Genomic DNA, 21229 nt, shown 5'->3' with positions numbered 1-21229 from the left:
GGGTCTGCGCGGGCCTGGCACATCTGAGTGTTTGAACAAGCCCGCACGGCCCATAGGGAAATGTCAGTGACCGATAAACCGGAACAGAACCGCGTTCTCACCCGCCAGGATCATCCCGCAACAAGCCTCGTTGCGCTTGTGCTGATCGGTGTGGCTGCGTTTGCCGCAGCTCTTCTCACCCGGGTCGGCATGATCGATCACCCGCTGATCTATGATGAGCTCTATCAGTATCTGCCCTCTGTCAGCTGGCAGGAGAACCAGAGCTTTGCCGTTCTGGACGGCATCTATGACCGGGCCGCCCGTTTCAGCCAGCTGATCGCGCTGAGCTTCGGGATCATGGGGGAGCAATCGGCCAGTGCCGCGCGTCTGATTCCGTCGATCCTGCCCGGTGCGCTTCTGGTGTCGCTGGTCGTGGCCTGGGCCTATCGTGTCAGCGGAGTTGTGACCGCCCTGATTGCACTGGTTTTCCTGCTGTTCTGGCCGAACGGCATCGAGGTTGCGCAATATATCCGCTTCTATTCGCTGCAGGGCGTGCTTTTTGTGGCCGGAGCCCTGCTGGTCTATGTCGCCCTTGTCGAGTTCAGGTCGCTGGCATGGCAATTGGTCACCCTGGCTGCTGCGGCTGTTCTCTTTCTGCTTGCCCTCGACCTGCAGGTGTTGACGGCCGTGGGGGTGGGCGCGGTCGGGCTCTGGGTGCTTCTGGTCTTTGCGCCGGGCTGGCTGCGGGCATATCCGCGACTGTGGTGGGGGGTCGGCCTCGTGCTGGCCGTGGTCGTGGCTATCCTGGTGAGCGGTGTTTTTGCCGCGGAACTGAAATGGCTCTGGGCCACATATACCTGGGAACCTTGGCCTGCCCAGAATGACACGACCTTCTATCACCGGGATTTCCGGGACAACTATCCCACATTCTGGCCGCTGTTCCCTGTTATCGCCATTATCGCGTTGCGGGCCAATTTCCTGCCAGCCTCTTTCTGTCTGATACTGTTTGCAACAACCTTCGTGCTGCAATCCTTCGGCGGGCTGAAGAATATCCGTTATCTCTATCCGACAATGCCGTTCTTCTTCGTGCTTTGGGGCATCGGCCTGCAGGCGGTGTTTCCCGCCGTGTGGCGGTTTCTGAAAGACGGCGCGGCTGAGGCGATGTCGTTCCTGCTGCCCGCCTCTTTGAAGAAACCCTTCGCCTGGCTGGTGCTGATCGTCGCGGCAGGATTTCTCGTCTTTGCCAATCCGGCCTTCATCCGCAGCACCAAGCTGATGCTGGGGAAGGACGAAAACACGTTGCTAGGCAAAACCCGCTGGCAATGGACGGATGCAGAGACCCTGCTTGCCCCATGGCTGGCAGACAATGCGCTCATCGTGACTGAAGAGGAAATGCGCGCTGTCGAATGGCTGGGTGATTTCGATCTGGCCTATAACAGACCACGGTTTTCGGAATTTCTGTATTCCCGCGGCACGAATATGCCGTCGTTCAGCGTTGATCACAGGACCGGTCGACCCCTGATCGGAGATTTCTCGGATTTTGAACTGACGGTCCGCTGTACCCCCGTGGGCGTTTTCATAACCAACCAGCCCGGTGTCCGGCACCCCAACATAACCCGGCTTCTGCAGGACACCCGGGATGCGGATCTGCATTTTACGCTGCAGACAGGAAGCGGGTCCTCGCTGGTTGGCTGGCGGCATGGCGAGACCATGAGCCTGCCTGCCGACTGCGACCGGCTACCGGATTTCGGCACGCCTTCGGCTGCCGGGCGGATTCTGTCGGGCCAATCCGAACCTCAGAGCGTCTCGTCAGCCACGGCAGACAGGTAGGGATCACATTCCGGCAGCCAGGGGTCGACGGAGCCATAATCAAACTGTGTCTCACGCTGCTGCTGGATGGCGATAATGTTGCTTCTGGTCAGGATCGTATACAGAAACCGGTCCTTCAGCGCGGCTGCGGGGCCGATCATGCGCAGCCGGTCGCCGTACCAGGCAAAATACATCTCTGCGGCCAGCCGTTTGGCCGGGCTGCCCTCTCCGGCAAGGGAGGCAAATTCGGTGACGAAATCATCGATACCGTCAAGCTGCAGAACCTCGGGTCCGAAATGATCTCGCAGCGTGCGCCGAAGAAACGCGGTTGTGCCGCCCAGGGATAGCGGCACCGCCACCAGCGCGGCGGCGGCGCCCCCGCCGATCAGGAACATCCGGCGGCGCATGGTCATAGCGTTTCCCCCGCATAAAGAGACAGCGCCGACAGCGTCAGCGTCGGGTTGGCGGCGGCCCCTGTTGTGAAGGCGCCCGCCCCGAGACAGGCCAGGTTCGCAACCCCGAAGACGCGGCAGGATTTATCGACGACCCCGCCCGCACTGTCCGTGGCCATCGGCGTGCCACCAACAATATGCGCCTCGGTCGGCTCGAACCCACCAAACCGGACGATCTCATGTTCAAACGGGATCAGAGAAGAGATCATGTCGCGCGCACGGGCCAGACCGGCATAGGCATAGTCGCTATGCCCGGTCCACTGAATGACCGGCTCATCCTCTTTCAGAACCACCCGGTTTTCGGCCAGTGGCAGATCCTCGGCCACCAGTTTGAGCTTCAGCCGGTGCAGCCATTTTCCACGCTCCAGCCGCAGCGATTGTGGCGCGTTCCAGCTTTCGATCATCACCGAGGCCGCCTCGCGGCGGAAATCACCATCATAGAACCCATAGCCCATGCCGGTCAGCGAGGTGCCGCCATAATAATTGTCGAACGGGATATCGACCCAGACGAACTGGCCCAGCTGTTCATGAATGCCGCGCCCGACCAGATCGGAGCCGATGCCCGATCGCAGCAGAATGGCGGAATTGTAGATCGGGTTGGCCCCCAGACCGACGAAATCGGCGCGCAGCGTGATCGGACCAGCCCCGGCGGTGTTGGCCACAATGCCCGTCGCCTGACCGGCTGCGGTTTCGACGGTCCGGCATTCCGCATCAAGCAGGAAATGGAACCCCTCATCCTCGAACAGGTCCAGCGCATTCAGGATGGTAAATTTCGCATCGATGGGGCACAGGTTGCAGGCCCCCGACACACAGCAATTGGCGCGCCGACCGCCATTGGAGCGCGCGCAGGGCATTGGCTGCCAGCTCGGTTCGGCGGCAAACAGCTTGCGTTCGGCGCGGGTCGGCACATGCGGCGGAAACGGATAGGGCGCGCTGCGCGGCGCATATCCGGCCTCATCCGAGCCGGCGATGTCCATCAGATATTCGGCCTCGACCATATACGGCTCAAGATCGACATAAGAGATCGGCCAGTCCTGACCCACGCCATAGCGCGATTGCAGTTCGAAATCGCTGGGCTGCAGGCGCGGCGTATTCCCCCACCAGCAGTTCGAGCAGCCGCCGAATTGATGGCGCACGGTCCAGTCCTTGCGCTGCCCGGAACTGTTCTCCTGCGCAACGCCGGGAAAGGACGGGGCCAGGCGGTTTTCAAGCTGGGTGACGTGATCGATAAAAGGGCCGCGTTCGACAAAGAGGACCTTCAGCTCCCTGCCCTTCAGCTTGTAGGCAAAAAAGCACGCCGCAAAGCTCGACCCGACCAGGATAACGTCCCAGCCGGTCTTTTGAGCGTCTTCCGCGGATATGGGTCTCAAATCTCGGTCCTATCTGTTCCTGTTGCGGGGCGTGCTCCGGTACCGCACCCGAAAATATAGGCCTGCGCCGCGTGCAGGCCGGTTGCTCTACTGCAGATGGATCAGGCGGGTCCGTTCAGGATAATACCGGCGCCGCCAAGCTTCATGTCCCTGAATATATTCAGATTATCGGTGATTCTGCCCAGGGTGACCTTGTTGGCCTCAATGGTGAAAATACCCAGATCCTGGGAGTTCAAAGTGGCGAATCTGTTTGAAACATCGTCAAGGCCAGGTGCGTCGATAATCACGACATCATAGGCCTTGCGCAGCAATGAGATCAGGTCCTGAACCCGCTCGGCGCTGTAGATGATCGACGGATCCGCCGCGGATGTCTGGGTTCCGATACAATCGAAACCACCCTCGGAATTCGTGGCGACCACACATTCGTTCAGGGGTTTCTGGCTGTGGATTGCCGACAGGAAACTGGCCCTGTCCGACACGCCGAGGCTTGCGGTCAGCTGTGCGGTCCGGAAGTCCCCATCCACCAGCACACATTTCTTGCCGCGTTGGGCGCTCGCCCAGGCCAGCAACACGGCCGACAGCGTCTTGCTGTCATTTGCATTATAGGACGTGAAGAAGATGGACCTGAGGGACTGCTCATTATGCAGATTGATATTGTCGGCCAGGTTCAGGGCGGCCCGGGCCAGATCCTCATCCTGCGACAACCGCCGGAGCAGATCCTGCACCGAACCGGTTTTCCTGAGGCGCGGCGTGCTGCCGAAAACGGCCAGCCCTGTCGCGCTGAAGATCTGTCGGGGCGCCGAAAGCCTCTTGGGCCTCCATTCCAGTGCCAATGCCAGTGCCGCACCAAGCGTCAGGCCACCAATCAGGGCCAGCACCGCGGCAACCTTCTTGCGCGGATGCGAGGGACTGCTGGGCGGGGTTGCGTAGCGGATGACCCTTGCATCCGAGATCGGGATTTTCTGGAATTCGCTGATCTCCCGGTAGCGGCCAAGAAAATCCTCGTAGACACGCAGGTTGATATCGGCCACGCGCTGCAACTGGTTCAATTCGATCAGCTGCCTGGAACGCTCCAGATTCAGGCCTTCGAAACTGCGCAGGCTGATCTCCAGCGTTCTCACGTTGAGCCGCAGGGTCTCCACGCGGTTGTTCAGCTGCAACAGCAGGTTTTCCACCTCGGTGGCCAGATCCGCCTCGGTGCGCGCGATCGCACGCCGAATCGAGGCAACCTGCGCGGATTCGTCAGAAAAGCCCGAAGCTGCTGCGGTTTCCTCGCGCCTCAGTTCCACAAGTGTCCGGCGAAAATCGACCAGGGCATCGCTGGTCAGGATATTGGCGGTCGCAAGCGGGCCTTCGGCATCGTTCACCAGCGTGGCGCGGCGAATCTGAGCTTCGGCCTGGGCCAGCTCGGCACGCGCATTTACCAGCTTTGTGGTGAATTCCTGCATCTGCTGGTCAAGGCGCGCGCCGTTATCGGCATCCGCTTCCATGGCACTGCGCAATTCCAGAACCGCCCGCTCCGACTCCTCGACATTATTGGCCAGTTCCTCGACGCGCCCTTCCAGCCAGCCGGTAAACCGGCTTGCCGCCTGGAAACGCTTATCGGCGAGAAAGCGGATATATTCGCTCATGACCGTGTTCGAGATGGCAGCCGCCTTTTGCGAGCTCTCGGAGGTGGCCTGCACCGACATCAGAAAGGATGTGCCCTGCTGGCGGATGGATAACCCTCTTCGGACAATGCCGACAGCAGCGCCCAGATCCCCGACCAGCTGCTCATTGAGCGATGCCGCCTCGAGAATTTCCAGATTCCCCGCCCCGCCTGTGATGGCCACAGTGTCGCTTTGGGACCGCTCCGGTCGCAGAATGGATTTCGCCGTTGTCTTGAGCCAGGTGATCACCGGGTTCGGCACGCTCTGCTCTCGAAGGCTGGGGTTGAACTCCGGATCTTCATCCAGCTTCAGCTTGCGCACCACGTTGATCAGGATGTCGTTGGACCGCATGATCGCGATCTCGCCTTCGATCACCGCATTGCTGAGCACCTGGGCCTCGACCAGATCAAACGAGTTCTGCTCGCTCAGCCCCTGGCCACCCAGCAGAAGCTGGCCGCCGGATGTATAGGTCGGCGTGATCGTCGTGAGGTAATATACGGCAAGTGCCAGACACAGCACCCCCGTCATCGTAATCAGAACCATGCGACGGCGGAACGCCTGCACCACATCCAAGAACTCAAGCGTCTTGGGTTGGGATTCCGCAGCTTTGGGCAAGCGCATATCCAGTTTTCTGTCAGGCGGTATAACTTTATTCATACGTCTTCATCAGCTTCCGAGAACAACACCAAAACGTTCACACAACTTCTTTCACACACTACAGAAGCGATCCTACGCCCAAAAGACCACTCATGGGCGAAGATTATCGACCGAAACAGCCAGGTTCCAGCTTCTGAGACTACATCCGATTTAAATCTTTGAAAAGTCAGGACGCTGGTTGCACAGGGATTTGCGCCTCACCAGCGAGCACTGTCAACAGAAGGAAGGGTAATCTGGCCCAAATCAGGGCATTGTTCATCAAAAACAGGGGAGGCGGGCCGCATCCGCGACATTATCGGGCAAACCCTCATTGCGCCCCCGGCACCGCAAACGCGCCCACGCGCGCCTGTCTCGCTTTTCAAACTTGAAACACCCGGACAAAACAGCGTAAGCGGAAGACATCCGGATCAGCGCAAGTTGCACCCCCCTCCGGCAAAGATTGTAACATCGGATGAAATGGTCATAATTGCTGACCGCAAGGGGTTGTTCGGGTGACGGTGCATTTTTTACGTGTTTATAAATTGACTGCTTCAGAGAGTTCCCGTTTCCAGAACGGCAAGAGGCGTCCACAGCGATGACCAGCGATTCAGAACATGTCGGGATTGCGTTTGTCGGCTGCGGATATGTGGCCGATCTGTACCAGGCGACGCTTGCCAACTGGACCGAGTTGCTGCACCTGCGCGGCATCCATGACATCAATCCTGCGCGACAGAAAACATTCGCAAAACATTATGGCCTTGCGGAATATGCCAGCCTCGACGCGGTGCTGGCCGATCCCGGTGTCGAGATCGTGGTCAACCTGACACCGCCCGATCAACATTACGCAATCACCAAACAATGCCTGGAAGCGGGGCGGCATGTGTATTCCGAAAAGCCCCTGGCACTTGACCTGGGCGAAGCGCGTCACCTGGTCGAACTGGCCGAGGAACGGGGGCTTCAGGTGGTTTCGGCGCCCTCCAGTTTCCTGGGGCCTGCGGCGCAGACATTGTATCAGGCGGTGCGCCGCGGCGAGCGGGGTACACCGCGCCTGATCTATGCCGAGATGGATGATGGCATGGTGCACCGGATCGGCTATGAGAACTGGAAAACCGCATCAGGTGCCTATTGGCCAGCCGAGAACGAATTTCAGACCGGATGCACATTGGAACATGCAGGCTATGCGCTGACCTGGATGGTCGGCATGTTCGGGCCGGTGCGCCGCATGGTCTCTTTTGCCAGTTGCCTGATCCGCGACAAGGGCCCGCACACGCCGCCGGATTATGCGACCCCGGATTTCACCGCCGCCTGTCTGGAATTTGACAACGGTCTGGCCGCGCGGCTGACCAACAGCATTCTGGCACCGCATGATCACCAGTTCCGGATCATTTGCGAGGATGGGGTGCTCAGCCTGGACGAGACCTGGAATTTCTCTGCCCGCGTCCGCTCCTCGCCGGTGCCCGCAACCCGGCTGCGTCGCGGGGCCAAGAAGCTGTTCGGGCTTGATTTCGGTCGACGGATCAGCCCTGAACCCTCGCGCGAGATATCAACGGCCAAGCGGGGTTATCCGATGGATTTCGCGCTGGGGATCGCTGAAATGGCCACGGCGATACGGCAGGGCACCGCGCCGCGACTGGCCGGAGAGTTTTCGCTGCACATTACCGAAGTCTCGCTGGCCATCCAGCATCCGGAGATTTTCGGAGCCGAGTATATCCCGACCACCGCGCCTGGGCCGGTGGAGCCCATGACAAAGATCTGAAACGGCGCGGTGACATCCCGTATATGCGTTGTTATGAAAACCGGAGGGGTTTCGAGAAGGGTCCCGGAAAATGAACTTTGACGAGACCGCCCTTCCGGGTGTGCGGATTCTGACCCCCGCACGATTTGGCGATGCGCGGGGATTCTTCAGCGAAAGCTGGAACAAGCGCCTGCTGGCCGAGCATGGGATCACGCTGGATTTCGTGCAGGACAACCATTCGCTTTCCATGCAGGTGGGCACCATTCGGGGCCTTCATTTTCAGGCGCCACCCGCTGCTCAGGACAAGCTGGTGCGCTGCGGGCGCGGCGCGCTGTTCGACGTGGTGGTCGATATCCGCAAGGGCAGCCCCACCTACGGGCAGTGGACAGGGGTGGAGCTAAGCGCCGAGAACGGCAAGCAGTTGCTGGTTCCGGCCGGCTTCCTGCATGGGTTTGTCACCCGCCAGCCCGAGACCGAGATCTGCTATAAATGCACCGATTATTACGCCCCCGAATGTGACGGCGCGGTGCGCTGGGACAGTTGCGGCATCGACTGGGGCTTTACCGGTGATCCGGTCCTGAGCGACAAGGATACGCTCGCTCCTGCGCTGGCCGATTTCGACAGCCCCTTTGTCTGGGAGGGCGCGGCATGAAGCTGCTGGTCACCGGCGGGGCCGGGTTCATCGGATCGGCGGTGGTGCGTCGCGCAATCCGCGACGGGCACCGCGTGGTCAATCTGGATGCGCTGACCTATGCGGCCTGTCTGGACAATGTGGCCCCCGTGGCCAATGCGCCCGGTTATACCTTTATAGAGGCTGATATCCGCGACCGCGCCGCCCTCGATGCGGTCTTTGCCGACCATCAACCGGATGCGGTGATGCATCTGGCCGCCGAAAGCCATGTAGACCGCTCGATCGACGCGCCCGGCACGTTCATTGAGACCAATGTGACCGGCACCTATACGCTGCTGGAGGCCGCGCGCGCCTATTGGGTGGGTCAGGGAAAACCGCAAACCTTCCGCTTCCACCATATCTCGACCGATGAGGTCTATGGCTCGCTGGGGCCCGATCCCGACCGCGACGGCCAGTTCACCGAAGACACCTCTTATGATCCGCGCTCGCCCTATTCGGCCTCCAAGGCGGCCAGCGACCATCTGGTGCGCGCCTGGCATGAGACCTACGGGCTGCCGGTGGTGCTGAGTAATTGTTCCAACAATTACGGCCCCTATCATTTCCCCGAAAAACTGGTGCCCGTCGTGATCCTGAACGCGCTGGCGGGCAAGGTGATCCCGGTCTATGGCGCGGGCGAGAATGTGCGCGACTGGCTCTATGTCGAGGATCACGCCGAGGCGCTGCTGACCGTGGTGCAAAAAGGCGCGCTGGGGCGCAGCTACAATATCGGCGGTGAGAACGAGGTGAAGAATATCGATCTGGTACGGATGATCTGCGCCATCCTCGACCGCAAGAAACCCGCAGACAGACCCTATGCAGAGCAGATCAGTTTTGTCACCGACCGTCCCGGCCATGATCTGCGCTACGCCATCGACCCCAGTCGCATCCGCGACGAGCTGGGCTGGCGGCCCAGCGTGACGCTGGAACAGGGGCTGGAAAAAACCGTTCAGTGGTATCTCGACAACGAGGCCTGGTGGCGCGCACTGCAAAACCGGTCGGGCGTGGGCGAGCGGCTGGGGGTCAAAGCCTGATCCGCATGTTTCATCTGGCCAAAAATATCCCCGCCGGAGGCATAAGACTCAGAGTTTTTGCCAAAAAGTCGCGTACCCGCAGGTCTTGTCAACTGTCCGGAGTTAAGAGGCCACACTCATGAGCATTCTGGTCTTTGGTAAAACCGGTCAGGTGGCGCGGGAACTGGCGCGCCATGCGGGCGTGACCTGCCTGGACCGGGCGGCGGCGGACCTGTCGAAGCCGGGCACTTGCGCGGCGGCGATCCGGGCGGCGCGGCCACAGGCGGTGATCAACGCCGCCGCCTATACCGCTGTTGACCGCGCCGAGGAGGAAGAGGCGCTGGCCAGTGCAATCAATGGCACAGCCCCGGGTGAGATGGCGCAGGAATGTGCCGCTCTGGGCATTCCGTTTGTCTCTCTCTCGACGGATTACGTGTTTTCCGGGATCGGCGAGACCCCGTGGTCCCCCGAGGATGCAACCGGACCGCTGGGGGCCTATGGGCGCTCGAAACTGGTCGGTGAACAGGCGATTGTGGCGGCGGGCGGGGCTTATGCCATTCTACGCACCTCCTGGGTGGTTTCGGCCCATGGCAACAACTTCGTGAAAACCATGCTGCGGCTGGGGGCGGAACGCGACCACCTGACCATCGTGGCGGACCAGATCGGCGGCCCGACGCCCGCGCGCGCCATCGCGGCAGCCTGTCTGGACATGGTGCAGCAACTGGCCGCTGATCCGGGCAAGGCGGGGATCTATCACTTCGCAGGCACCCCGGATGTTAGCTGGGCCGGTTTCGCGCGCGAGATTTTTGCCCAGGCGGGGCTCACCTGCGCGGTCGAGGACATTCCCAGCAGCGCCTATCCGACCCCGGCGCGCCGACCGCTCAATTCCCGCCTCGATTGTTCCTCACTCCAGACCGTTTTTGGCATTAGCCGTCCAGGCTGGAAAACCGGTTTACGCGATATTCTGAACGATTTGGGAGAGACAGGGTGAGCACACGCAAGGGGATCATTCTGGCGGGCGGCAGCGGCACGCGGCTCTATCCGATCACCATGGCCGTCAGCAAGCAGCTCCTGCCGCTGTATGACAAGCCGATGATCTATTACCCGCTCAGCGTGCTGATGTTGGCGGGCATCCGCGAGATCTGCGTGATCACCACGCCGCAGGATCAGGACCAGTTCAAACGCACGCTCGACGATGGCAGCCAGTGGGGGGTGAGCCTCACCTATATTGTGCAGCCCAGCCCCGACGGGTTGGCGCAGGCCTTTATCCTGGCCGAAGAGTTCCTGGCAGGCGCCCCCAGCGCGCTGGTGCTGGGGGACAATATCTTCTTTGGCCACGGCTTGCCGAAACTGCTGGCAGCAGCGGATGCGCAAATCAGCGGCGGTACGGTCTTTGGCTATCACGTGGCCGATCCCGAACGCTATGGTGTGGTGGATTTCGACAGCAATGGCCGGGCCAGGGAAATCATCGAAAAACCCGAACATCCGCCCTCGAACTATGCGGTCACCGGGCTGTATTTTCTGGACGGCACCGCGCCGGAGCGCGCGCGCGGTGTCACGCCCTCGCCGCGTGGCGAGCTGGAGATCACCGATCTGTTGCAGATGTATCTCGAAGAGGGTCAGCTCAGGGTCGAAACCATGGGGCGCGGCTATGCCTGGCTTGATACCGGCACCCATGCCAGCCTGCTGGATGCGGGCAATTTCGTGCGCACGCTGGAAGAACGCCAGGGCCTGCAGACCGGCTGCCCCGAAGAGATCGCCTATGAGGCGGGCTGGATCAGCACCGACGCCTTGCGCGCCCGGGCGCAGATGTTTTCCAAGAACGCCTATGGCACCTATCTGGAGGGGCTTTTGAAATGAAGATTCTGTTCGTGCATCAAAACATGCCGGGCCAGTATCGCGAATTGATCCAGTGGCTGGCCGCACAAGGCGGGCATGAGCTGGTGTTTCTGACCCAGCGCAACCCGGCGCCACAGCTCGCGGGGGTGAAAACCGTCCAGTACAAGCCCCATCACCACCCCGCCAAGGATGCCTATGGGCTCAGCAAGGTCTGGGAGGAGGCCGCCGGCGCAGGCTTTGGCGCGGCGATGGCGGCCCGGCAGCTGGAACGCGCGCATGGTTTCAAACCGGATCTGGTGCTGGGCCATACCGGCTGGGGAGAGCTGACATTTTTCAAGCAGATCTGGCCGGATGTGCCGATCCTGGGGTTCTTTGAGTATTTCTACAACATGGAAGGTGGGCTGGTGGGCTTCGACCCGGACGACCCGGTTTCGGAACATGCGCCTTTCATCAACCACGCCCGCAACATGGTCCCCTTCGCCAATATCCAGAGCGTGGATCTGGGCCATGTGCCCACCGAATGGCAAAAGAATACCTTCCCGACCAGTTTCCATTCGAAATTCTATACCTGCCATGACGGCATCCGCACCGATCTGCTGGGTCCCGATCCAAAGGCCAGCCTGAGCCTGGGCCGCCTCGACCGGCCACTGACCCGCGAGGATGAGGTCTTTACCTATATGGCGCGCAACCTGGAACGCGCGCGCGGTTTTCACATCTTCATGCGGGCGCTGCCGAAAATCCTTGCCGAACGCCCCAAGGCGCGGGTGCTGGTGATCGGCGGCGACGAGGTGTCCTATGGGCGCAAGAGCACCCATAAACACGGGTTCCGCGGCGAGATGGAGGAGGAAGTCGGTCACATGCTCGACTGGGACCGGGTGCATTTCCTGGGTCGGGTGCCCTATACGGAATATTGCCGGATCGTGCAGCTCAGCCGCTGCCATATGGCGCTGACCATGCCGTTTGTGATGTCCTGGTCACTGCTGGAGACCATGGCGATGCAGGCCACGGTGGTGAGCTCGGATGTGGCTTCGGTGCGCGAGGCGATCACCCATGGCGAGACCGGGCTCTTGGTGGATTTCTTCGACCCCGGAGCGCTGGCGACCCAAGTGATCGACGTGCTGGCCAATCCGGGCGATTACGCCCATATCGGTCCGGCTGCACGCGCGCATGTGGTGAGCACATATGATTTCACGACCCGCTGCCTGCCCGAACATATCAGGCAGATGAACAGCCTGGTGCCGAATGACCGCTGGATTTCGCTGCCCGGCTAGGGTGCGGATAGTGCGGGAAAGATCGATCTGAGCAAAGGAGCGTCATGTCCCTTCCCGAAACCCTGGTGCTTGGCGCAACGGGCCGGATCGGCCGGGTCCTGCAACAGGGCTGGCAGGCCGATGCCGCACCGGTCCTGTGGCAGACTCGCCGGGTATCTGCTCCGAACCCGGCGCTGAACTGGGCCCGATTTGATCCGCTGCAGGACCCGACCGCCCTGAGCGAGGCCATGCAGGGGCGATCGGCCCTGCTCTGCCTGGCAGGGGTAATCCCGGGCCGCGGCGCGGATCTGCACCAGAACACCACTCTGGCCGAGGCCGCCATTCGTGCAGCGGCGGGGGTCGGCGCACGGGTTCTGCTGGCCTCCTCGGCAGCGGTCTATGGCGACCGGGCGGGGCTGCTCCCTGAAAATCTGCCGCCGCAGCCGGTGAGTGACTATGGCCGTGCCAAGGCCGAGATGGAGGCGCGCGGCAGCGCGCTGGCGCGCAAGCTGGGGGTGGAGCTCTGCGTGCTCAGGATCGGCAACATCGCCGGGCTGGACGCCATTCTGGGCGGCTGGCAACCCGGGTTTGAACTGGATGTGTTTGGCAACGGGCGCAGCCCGCGCCGCTCTTATATCGGGGTGCAGAGCCTGGCCAACGTGCTGGCACGCCTTCTGGCTGCGCCGCACCTGCCCGAGATACTGAACATCGCCGCCCCGGAGGTGGTCGAGATGGGCGCGCTGCTCGACGCTGCCGGGCGGCGCTGGACCCCGCGACCGGCGCCGGACAGCGCCATTGCCGAGGTCCGGCTGGACACACGCGCCCTGCAACAGATCGCCCCGGTGCCGGCAGAGCAGGCTGACCCTGTACAGATGGCGGCACAATGGCGTTTGTTAGAGCCGTATGTGACCGAAGGGACACTGACCCAAGAGACGGGGCGCGCATGACCTGGAGCAAGCGCTTTTTCGATCTGTTTTTTGCAGCCCTTCTGGTGGCGATCCTGGGGCCCTTGCTGCTGGGGCTGCTGCTCTGGCTGCTGATCCGTCAGGGTCGGCCGCTGTTTTATGTGGCTGAACGGATGAAAACGCCCACGCAGGGGTTCAACCTGTGGAAATTGCGCACCATGACGGTGGTGGATCGCGATGCCGGTGTTTCGGGCGGCGACAAGGCCGCCCGTATCACCCCCGCCGGGGCCTGGCTGCGCCGCACCCGGCTGGACGAGTTTCCGCAGCTCTGGAACATCCTGCGCGGCGATCTGAGCTTTGTCGGCCCGCGCCCGCCGCTGCGGCAATATGTCGAACGTCACCCGGCGCTTTACGGGCAGGTGCTGAAATCGCGCCCCGGCGTCACCGGGCTGGCCTCGATCACCTATCACCGGCACGAGGCGGAACTGCTGGCGCGCTGCGCGACACCCGAGGAAACCGACGCGGTCTATGACCGAATCTGCGTGCCGGCCAAGGCGCGGCTGGATCTGATCTACCAGCGACGTCGGAGCCTGTGCTACGATTTTGCCCTGGTCTTCGAGACGATCGGCAATCTGTTTATCCGTCGCCGCTGACAGCGGGCCACCACAACAGACTCAGCGCAGCGGCGTGCGAGCGGCGAATTACCCCCTGGATCGGCGGCAAACCGCGTCTGGCAGGCATTTTGTGTCTCGTAATGGGAAGAAATATGTTGTTTTTGACAAAATCAGGTTTTCCCATTGCGCTTATGCTGCAGAGCGGAAAAGATTATGGTCGAAGGAACGGCTGCATGATGGCCATCTTGGATTATAGTGACGAATTGAGGTTTACATGCGTAAGAAGGTAACAAAGGCAATATTTCCCGTTGCCGGTCTGGGAACACGATTTCTGCCTGCGACGAAATCGGTCCCCAAAGAGATCATGACGCTGGTCGACCGTCCGTTGGTACAATACGCCATTGACGAGGCGCGCGCGGCCGGGATCAAGGAATTCATCTTCGTCACCTCGCGCGGCAAGTCGGCGCTGGAGGATTATTTCGACCACAATCCGATCCTCGAGCAGGAGTTGCGCAAGAAGGGCAAGGACGACCTGCTCGAAACGCTCAAGTCGACCAATATGGAAAGCGGCGCGATTGCCTATATCCGGCAGCACCGGGCGCTGGGTCTGGGCCATGCGGTCTGGTGCGCGCGGCGTCTGATCGGCAACGAGCCCTTTGCGGTGATGCTGCCCGATGACGTGATCGCGGCGGAAAAGCCCTGCCTGCAGCAGATGGTCGAGTCCTATGAAGAAACCGGCGGCAACATGGTCGCCGCGATGGAGGTGCCACCCGAGAAGGCCAGTTCCTATGGTGTGCTGGACGTGGCCGAAGATATGGGCGCGGTGGTCAATGCCCGAGGTATGGTCGAAAAACCCGCCCCCGGTACCGAGCCGTCGAACCTGGCGGTGATCGGGCGCTATATTCTCGAACCCTCGGTGCTGCGCAATCTCAACAAGATGAAGCAGGGCGCGGGCGGTGAGATTCAACTGACCGACGCGATCGCCGAGGATATCAATGCCGGCAAACCGGTCTATGGCTACCGGTTCCGCGGTCAGCGTTTCGATTGTGGCTCGAAATCAGGCTTCCTGCAGGCCACCGTCGCCTTCGCACTGGCCCGCGACGAGTTGCGTGATGATCTCAGCCGCTATCTCACCGAAACAATTCACGCCAGCCAGGCCGCTGAATAATAAGACAAATACAGACCTGCACATTTTCCGTGAGCGGTTTTTCGCTACGCTCACGGCTTAACATAATTTAATTTGGGGGCTGGCGGTGCTTGCGATATCGTGCGAAGGCTGGCGAGTAGAAAGCAAAAGACCAACAGCAACCATGCGTTGTAGATCACACCAACAGCCGATAGCATTTTCATGGGGGCCGAAGCGGTCTCGGGAAGGCTGACGTGCTGGATTTCGTCAATGCCCTGACCCGCAAACAGAAAGCCAGGATTTTCCTGGCCATTGATCTGCTGCTGATCCCGATCGCGCTGCTGCTGACCTTCGCCGTGCTTCCTCTGCCCGGCACGCCGTTCGACACGCTGGTCCGGTTCCTGCCGGTACTGCCCTATATGATCGCGGGCGCGGCATTGCTGTCGCTCGGGCTGGGGCTGCCCAACATCAAGCTCAAGGCCTATGAGCAGAATGCTGTCGGGCTGACCGCGCTGCATGCGGTGGCAATGGTTTGCCTCAGCGCCCTGCTGACCCGGATAGCAGCGATACATGTGCCGATGGGCACCCATGTCATTTTTGGCCTGATCTATTTCCTGATCATGGCGGCAACCCGCGCCATCTTGTTTCAGGTGGTCAGCGCGATCTATCGGCATGGCGAACATAGCTGCCGCGTGCTGATCTATGGCGCCGGCACCACCGGAACCCAGCTAGTTCAGGCGCTGCGGGCCCATGAAAGCATCACCCCGGTTGCCTTCATCGACGACAAAGCCTCGCTGCAAGGCGTGTTGCTGGCGGGACTGCCGGTGTTTTCCCCGGCCCGGATCGGTGAGCTTGTGGAGCGGCGCAACATTCACCGCGTACTGCTGGCGATGCCGTCTCTGAGCCAACCCAAACAGGCCCAGATCGCCCGGCGGCTGCAGAAGATGGGGCTTGAAGTGCAGGCCCTGCCCTCTTTCGCGCAACTGATCGGCGAAGAGGAGCTGGTCGACAAGCTGACGCCGATTGCACCGCAGGCCTTTCTGGGGCGCGCGGCGCGGGACATGACGCTGGCCGAGGCCTGCAACAGCTATGCCGGACGGTCGGTGCTGGTGTCGGGGGCCGGTGGCTCAATCGGTTCAGAGCTTTGCCGCCAGATACTGGCCTGCCGCCCGACGCGGCTGGTGCTCTATGAGTTGAGTGAACTGGCACTCTATAACGTGCATCAGGAACTGACCCAGCTCTGTGAGGATAGCGAGATCGAGATCGTGCCGGTTCTGGGCTCGGTGACCGACCCGCGCCAGGTCAGCCGGGTGCTGGCCGATCACGGGGTGCAGGTTGTGCTGCATGCGGCAGCCTATAAACACGTGCCCCTGGTCGAGGCCAACCCACTGCCGGGGCTGGCCAATAACGTATTGGGCACCCGGACGCTGGCCCGAGAGGCGGCGCAGGCAGGGATCGAACGCTTCATCCTGATCTCATCCGACAAGGCGGTGCGCCCGACCAATGTGATGGGCGCCTCGAAACGGCTGGCCGAGCTGGTGGTGCAGGATCTGGCCACGCGGCACGGGCAGACCGTCTTTACCATGGTGCGGTTCGGCAATGTGCTGGGCTCCAGCGGCTCGGTCGTGCCGCTGTTTCAGGAACAGGTCAGCCGCGGCGGGCCGGTCACCGTGACCGACCGCAACGTGAAGCGCTATTTCATGACCATCGCGGAGGCCGTGCAACTGGTTCTGCAGGCCGGGGCCGATGCCCGAGGCGGCGAGGTCTTCGTGCTCGACATGGGCAAGCCGGTGCCGATCATGCAACTGGCCCGGCAGGTGATTGAAAGCGCCGGATACACGGTGCGCGACGCCACGACCCCCGATGGCGATATCGAGATCGAGGTGATCGGGCTGCGCCCCGGTGAAAAGATCGAAGAGGAACTGACGCTCTCGGGCGACCTGACCGGCACCCGGAACCCCAAAATCTTCTGCGCCCGCGAGGAGACCCTGTCGGAAATCGAGATCGCCAGCGTGCTGCGTGGGCTGCGCGAGGCCCTGTCCAGCGGTGACGAGGCCGGGGCACGCGCCCTGATCCGGCACTGGGTCGAGGGCTATCAGGCCCCCGAACCTGCGGCGAAAACCTCCTGATCCGCCACGACCCCGCACCACAATGGCGCACTTATGCGCCCATTGTGCGGAAATCCGCGACAGTCTCGGCAACAAAAGGGACAAGCGGCAAAGCTCCGCCCGAAGTGGCCGCCAGATGAGGTGGCCTTGCCCCTGCGCGTCCTCTATATGCTGATCCCGTAAAAACAACCGTCCGGCATGGCGCAATCTGATGGTGACGACATGGGTTCCGACCGCTACCCTTCTGAGACGATTCACAAAGTTTATTTGTCATAACGAAACATGATATTTTGGGCTGGGCGGTCGGTGCGCCGACGGCATTGGGGAATGGAGAAAACAGATGCGGAATTCTGATCGCGCGGCAGGGCAGGCCGAACTGCGTGATGTGCGGCGCGAAAATCGCGGCTTGCTTTGGACTGCGGGAATTTTCAGCATCTTCGTGAACCTGCTGATGCTGACCGGCCCGCTATTCATGCTGCAGATCTATGACCGGGTGCTGGGCAGCCGGTCCGAGGAAACCCTGGTGGCGCTGTTTGCGCTGATGGCCTTCCTGTTCCTCGCCATGGGGTTGCTGGACTGGTCGCGCGGACGGCTGCTGGCGCGGATGGGCGCGCGGTTCCAGGCGGGGCTTGATCGGCGGGTGTTCAGCGCCATGCTGACAAAAGCCTCTCTGAACCGGGATGAAAAGCAATCCGAGAACCAGCTCAAGGATCTTGAATCGGTGCAGCGCTTTTATGCCTCGCCGACCTTTGCGGCGCTTTTCGACATTCCCTGGACGCCGGTGTTTCTGGCCGGGATCACGCTGTTCCACCCGCTGCTGGGCGTGCTCGCCATCGGCGGCGGCACGCTGCTGATCCTGATCACGGTGTTGAATCAGATCACAACCAAGGGCGCGGTGCTGCAATCGACCGCGGCCAGCTACACCTCGGACCGGATGGCCGAGCATCTGCATGGCGAGGCGGAACATATCCGCAGTCTGGGCATGCAGCGCAGTGCCTTCGAGCGCTGGCACAAGGCCCGCGGCCGGGCACTGGAACAGGGGCTGCATGCCAGCGACATGGGCGGCACCTTCTCGGTGACGACCAAGACCTTCCGGCTGTTTTTACAATCGGCGATGCTGGCGCTTGGCGCCTATCTGGTGCTGCAGGGAGAGATGACCCCGGGCGCGATGATCGCCGGCTCGATCCTGCTGGGCCGCGCCCTGGCCCCGGTCGATCTGGTGGTGGGACAGTGGACCATGGTGCAGCGCGCCAAGCGCGGCTGGGAAAACCTGACCGAATTGCTGTCCGACATCCCGCCCGATGTGACCCGTGTCGAGCTGCCCAAACCCAAGGCCAAGCTTGCGGTGCAGCAATTGACCGTGGTGCCGCCCAATGCCCGGCAGGCCTCGCTGCGGCTGGTGAATTTCGACGTCGCCCCCGGCCAGGCCATCGGCGTGATCGGCCCGAGCGGCTCGGGCAAATCGACACTGGCGCGCGCCTTGACCGGGGTCTGGGCCCCGGCTGGCGGCAAGATCCGCCTTGATGGCGCTTCGCTGGAGCAATATGACCCCGAAAGGCTGGCGCAATATATCGGCTACCTGCCCCAGCGCGTGCAGCTGTTTGACGGCTCCATTGCCGAAAACATCGCCCGCCTGAGCACCAATCCGGATGACGCAAAGATCGTGGCCGCCGCCAAGAAGGCCGCCGCCCATGAAATGATCCTGAAACTGCCTGACGGCTATGACACGCAGGTCAGCACCACCGGCGGGCAGCTGAGCGGCGGCCAGATCCAGCGCATCGGTCTGGCGCGCGCCATGTATGGCGACCCGGCGATCCTGGTGCTGGACGAGCCCAACTCCAATCTCGACAATGAGGGCTCCAATGCGCTCAACACGGCGATCCGGCAGATGAAAGAGGCCAACCATGCGGTGCTGATCATGGCGCACCGCCCCGCCGCCATTCAGGAATGCGACATGCTGCTGATGCTGGAAGACGGCGTGCGCAAGGCCTGGGGCCCGCGCGAACGCGTTCTGGCCGAGGTGGTCAAGAACCACGCCCAGATCCAGCAAGCCGCCAACAAACCGACCGGTGTGACATGAGTACCAAGAAACCCAAGCTTTTCCCCTCGACCGGCCCCCTGATGGTGGGGGTGCTGACCCTGGTTATCCTGATCGGCGGCTTCGGCGCCTGGGGGGTTCTGGCCAATATCTCGGGCGCGGTGGTCGCCTCGGGCCGGGTTGTCGTCGACAAGAACCGGCAGGTTGTCCAGCATCCCGATGGCGGCGTGGTCGAAGCGGTGCTGGTCGAAGAGGGCGATGTGGTCAAAGAGGATGACATTCTGGTCAAGCTCGACCCCACGCTGCTGAAATCGGAGCTGACCATCGTGGAAGGCCAGCTGTTTGAATTGATGGCCCGGCGCGGACGGCTCGAAGCCGAGCGCGACAGCACCGATGAGGTCCGCTTTGACCGGATGCTGCTGGAAAATGTCGAACGCCGCCCCGAAATCGCTGCGGTGGCCGCCGGACAAGTGCGCCTGTTCGAGGCCCGCAGAGAGGCGCAGGCCAAGGAGATCGAACAGCTGCGCGCCCAGCGGACCCAGCTGAACAACCAGATCGAGGGCGTCGATGCCCAGATGGATGCGCTCACGCGCCAGCAGGAGCTGATCGAAAGCGAATTGGAAAGCCAGCAGGTGCTGCTGGACAAGGGGCTGGCGCAGGCCTCGCGGGTGATGGCGCTGCAGCGCGAAGAGGCGCAGCTGGCCGGCACGGTCGGCAACCTCGTGGCGCAGCGGGCCCAGACCCTGGAGCGGATTGCGGAGCTGGAGATCGAAGAGCTGCAGCTTTATTCCGCCCGCCGCGAGCAGGCCATCACCCGCCTGCGCGACCTGCAGTTCAACGAGCTGGAACTAGCCGAACAGCGCCGGTCCCTCATCGAGCGTCTCAGCCGTCTGGACATACGGGCACCGATCTCGGGCGTGGTCTATGATCTGCAGGTCTTTGGCCGCAGATCGGTGATCCGGCCCGCCGACCCGACATTGTTCCTGGTCTCGCAAGACCGGCCACTGATCATCGAGGCGCGGATCGATCCGATCCATGTGGATCAGGTCTATCCGGGACAGGAAGTGGTGATGCGCGTGGCCGCCTTCGATCAGCGCAACTCGCCGGATCTGTTCGGATCGGTGACCCTGGTCTCACCCGACTCCTTTGTCGATGACCAGACCGGGGCCTCCTGGTATCGTGTGGAACTGGAGCTTCCCGAAGAGGAGCTGGGCAAGCTGGGTGAGGATCAGATCCTGATCCCCGGCATGCCCGTCGACGCCTTTATCCGGACTCAGGACCGCACGCCGCTGGCCTATCTGGCAAACCCGCTGACAAGCTATTTCAGCAAGGCGTTCCGGGACGGTTGATATTACGCGTCAAACAAAGGGGCATGGGGCGTGCCTGAGAACGCCTCTTTCAATTCGGCGTAATTCTCGATCACCTCGGGCTTGGGGCGTTTGTTCTGCTTCGACATGCTGGAATGCACTGGGGCCGCCGGGACGTCGAGAAACCGGAACAGGCGCTGCATCTCGCCCCCGGTGTCCGAAACAAGCTCTTCATAGGTCATCTGCAGGACGCGCTGCGCCGGGAAGGTCGCGGCAATCCTGTCCTCCCACCCTTCCAGCCAGGCAAACCGGTCGCGCACCCAATCCACCGGCAGGTGCACGGTTCTGTCCCCATAAGACCCGCCGACCCATTCCCCCGTCTCATAGGCCAGGCGCGTAGAGATCAGCACCGCCAGCTTGTCCCGGCGGCTCAGGTGGACAATGCGGATATCGTCCCGCGACAGCAGATGATCAAGCAGGCCACCGGTTCCCGGAATGCCGAATTTCTCGCCGTAATCATCCTCTAGATGCCTGTAGAGTAGCTTGGCGCCCGTGAGGGTCTCGGTCGTCATCCGGCTTAACCGGCGGTCGAGATATGCTGCGGGACCGGTCTTGTTGACGCGTTGGCGCACAGCCATGCTTTGCAACTGGAACTCGCCGATGATCTCGCCGTGCTGAATGTTTTTCGGGATGCTCTTTATAAAGGACACAAGAAGGTTGGATCCCGATCGC

The 21229-nt window shown here is 61.8% G+C and carries 17 protein-coding genes; 13 read left to right on the top strand and 4 right to left on the bottom strand.

The window, feature by feature from the left end:
• Positions 1–66 precede the first annotated feature (66 nt).
• Positions 67–1809, top strand: a complete 1743-nt coding sequence (locus tag Q5Y75_RS26230) for a hypothetical protein (RefSeq protein ID WP_306203136.1) — start codon at positions 67–69, stop codon at positions 1807–1809.
• Here Q5Y75_RS26230 and Q5Y75_RS26225 read toward each other — a convergent pair.
• The 3 genes from Q5Y75_RS26225 to Q5Y75_RS26215 form a co-directional block, all read right to left on the bottom strand.
• A complete protein-coding gene (locus Q5Y75_RS26225; RefSeq protein WP_306203134.1) occupies positions 1776–2201 on the bottom strand; it encodes a hypothetical protein in 426 nt (141 codons plus the stop codon). The two genes, Q5Y75_RS26230 and Q5Y75_RS26225, sit on opposite strands and share 34 nt — an antisense overlap.
• Positions 2198–3610 carry a GMC oxidoreductase gene (locus Q5Y75_RS26220; RefSeq protein ID WP_306203131.1) on the bottom strand — a complete coding sequence of 471 codons (1413 nt, stop codon included), beginning with the start codon at positions 3608–3610 and terminating at the stop codon, positions 2198–2200. Before Q5Y75_RS26220 ends, Q5Y75_RS26225 begins: the two co-directional genes overlap by 4 nt.
• Before the next feature lie 101 nt (positions 3611–3711).
• Positions 3712–5880, bottom strand: a complete 2169-nt coding sequence (locus tag Q5Y75_RS26215; protein WP_306203129.1) for a GumC family protein — start codon at positions 5878–5880, stop codon at positions 3712–3714.
• 610 nt (positions 5881–6490) lie between these two features.
• On the opposite strand from Q5Y75_RS26215, the gene Q5Y75_RS26210 reads away from it, so the two are divergent.
• From Q5Y75_RS26210 to Q5Y75_RS26155, 12 genes are all read left to right on the top strand, one after another.
• A complete protein-coding gene (locus Q5Y75_RS26210) occupies positions 6491–7651 on the top strand; it encodes a Gfo/Idh/MocA family protein (protein WP_306203127.1) in 1161 nt (386 codons plus the stop codon).
• Positions 7652–7721: 70 nt separating this feature from the next.
• Positions 7722–8282 carry a dTDP-4-dehydrorhamnose 3,5-epimerase gene (gene rfbC / locus Q5Y75_RS26205; protein ID WP_306203125.1) on the top strand — a complete coding sequence of 187 codons (561 nt, stop codon included), beginning with the start codon at positions 7722–7724 and terminating at the stop codon, positions 8280–8282.
• Complete coding sequence (gene rfbB / locus Q5Y75_RS26200) at positions 8279–9331, top strand: dTDP-glucose 4,6-dehydratase (RefSeq protein ID WP_306203123.1); 1053 nt, start codon at positions 8279–8281, stop codon at positions 9329–9331. The genes rfbC and rfbB overlap by 4 nt, the downstream gene beginning before the upstream one ends.
• Before the next feature lie 118 nt (positions 9332–9449).
• On the top strand, positions 9450–10301 hold the full coding sequence (rfbD, locus tag Q5Y75_RS26195; RefSeq protein WP_306203121.1) for a dTDP-4-dehydrorhamnose reductase: 852 nt from the start codon (positions 9450–9452) through the stop codon (positions 10299–10301).
• Positions 10298–11170, top strand: coding sequence for a glucose-1-phosphate thymidylyltransferase RfbA (rfbA, locus tag Q5Y75_RS26190; RefSeq protein WP_306203119.1), 873 nt, complete (start codon positions 10298–10300; stop codon positions 11168–11170). Before rfbD ends, rfbA begins: the two co-directional genes overlap by 4 nt.
• Positions 11167–12420: a glycosyltransferase family 4 protein gene (locus Q5Y75_RS26185; RefSeq protein ID WP_306203117.1), complete on the top strand. Its 1254-nt coding sequence runs from the start codon at positions 11167–11169 to the stop codon at positions 12418–12420. Before rfbA ends, Q5Y75_RS26185 begins: the two co-directional genes overlap by 4 nt.
• A gap of 44 nt (positions 12421–12464) precedes the next feature.
• On the top strand, positions 12465–13346 hold the full coding sequence (locus Q5Y75_RS26180) for an NAD-dependent epimerase/dehydratase family protein (RefSeq protein ID WP_306203115.1): 882 nt from the start codon (positions 12465–12467) through the stop codon (positions 13344–13346).
• The gene (locus Q5Y75_RS26175; RefSeq protein ID WP_306203113.1) at positions 13343–13957 is read left to right on the top strand and encodes a sugar transferase; all 615 of its coding nucleotides are present in this window, start codon (positions 13343–13345) and stop codon (positions 13955–13957) included. Before Q5Y75_RS26180 ends, Q5Y75_RS26175 begins: the two co-directional genes overlap by 4 nt.
• 235 nt (positions 13958–14192) lie before the next feature.
• Entirely contained in the window at positions 14193–15086 is an 894-nt protein-coding gene (gene galU / locus Q5Y75_RS26170; protein WP_306203111.1) for a UTP--glucose-1-phosphate uridylyltransferase GalU, read from the top strand.
• A gap of 212 nt (positions 15087–15298) precedes the next feature.
• On the top strand, positions 15299–17173 hold the full coding sequence (locus tag Q5Y75_RS26165; protein ID WP_306203109.1) for a polysaccharide biosynthesis protein: 1875 nt from the start codon (positions 15299–15301) through the stop codon (positions 17171–17173).
• Between the two features lie 319 nt (positions 17174–17492).
• Entirely contained in the window at positions 17493–19232 is a 1740-nt protein-coding gene (locus Q5Y75_RS26160; protein ID WP_306203107.1) for a type I secretion system permease/ATPase, read from the top strand.
• The gene (locus tag Q5Y75_RS26155) at positions 19229–20539 is read left to right on the top strand and encodes an HlyD family type I secretion periplasmic adaptor subunit (RefSeq protein WP_306203105.1); all 1311 of its coding nucleotides are present in this window, start codon (positions 19229–19231) and stop codon (positions 20537–20539) included. The genes Q5Y75_RS26160 and Q5Y75_RS26155 overlap by 4 nt, the downstream gene beginning before the upstream one ends.
• A 2-nt stretch (positions 20540–20541) precedes the next feature.
• Here the strand turns inward: Q5Y75_RS26155 and Q5Y75_RS26150 are convergent, their stop codons facing one another.
• Positions 20542–21207 carry a sulfotransferase gene (locus Q5Y75_RS26150; protein ID WP_306203103.1) on the bottom strand — a complete coding sequence of 222 codons (666 nt, stop codon included), beginning with the start codon at positions 21205–21207 and terminating at the stop codon, positions 20542–20544.
• Positions 21208–21229 lie beyond the last annotated feature (22 nt).

It is taken from the genome of Ruegeria discodermiae, from assembly GCF_030758345.1.
Lineage (GTDB): Bacteria > Pseudomonadota > Alphaproteobacteria > Rhodobacterales > Rhodobacteraceae > Ruegeria_C.
The sequence above is the reverse complement of the archived record's forward strand: the minus strand, read 5'-3'. Positions and strand labels throughout refer to the sequence as shown.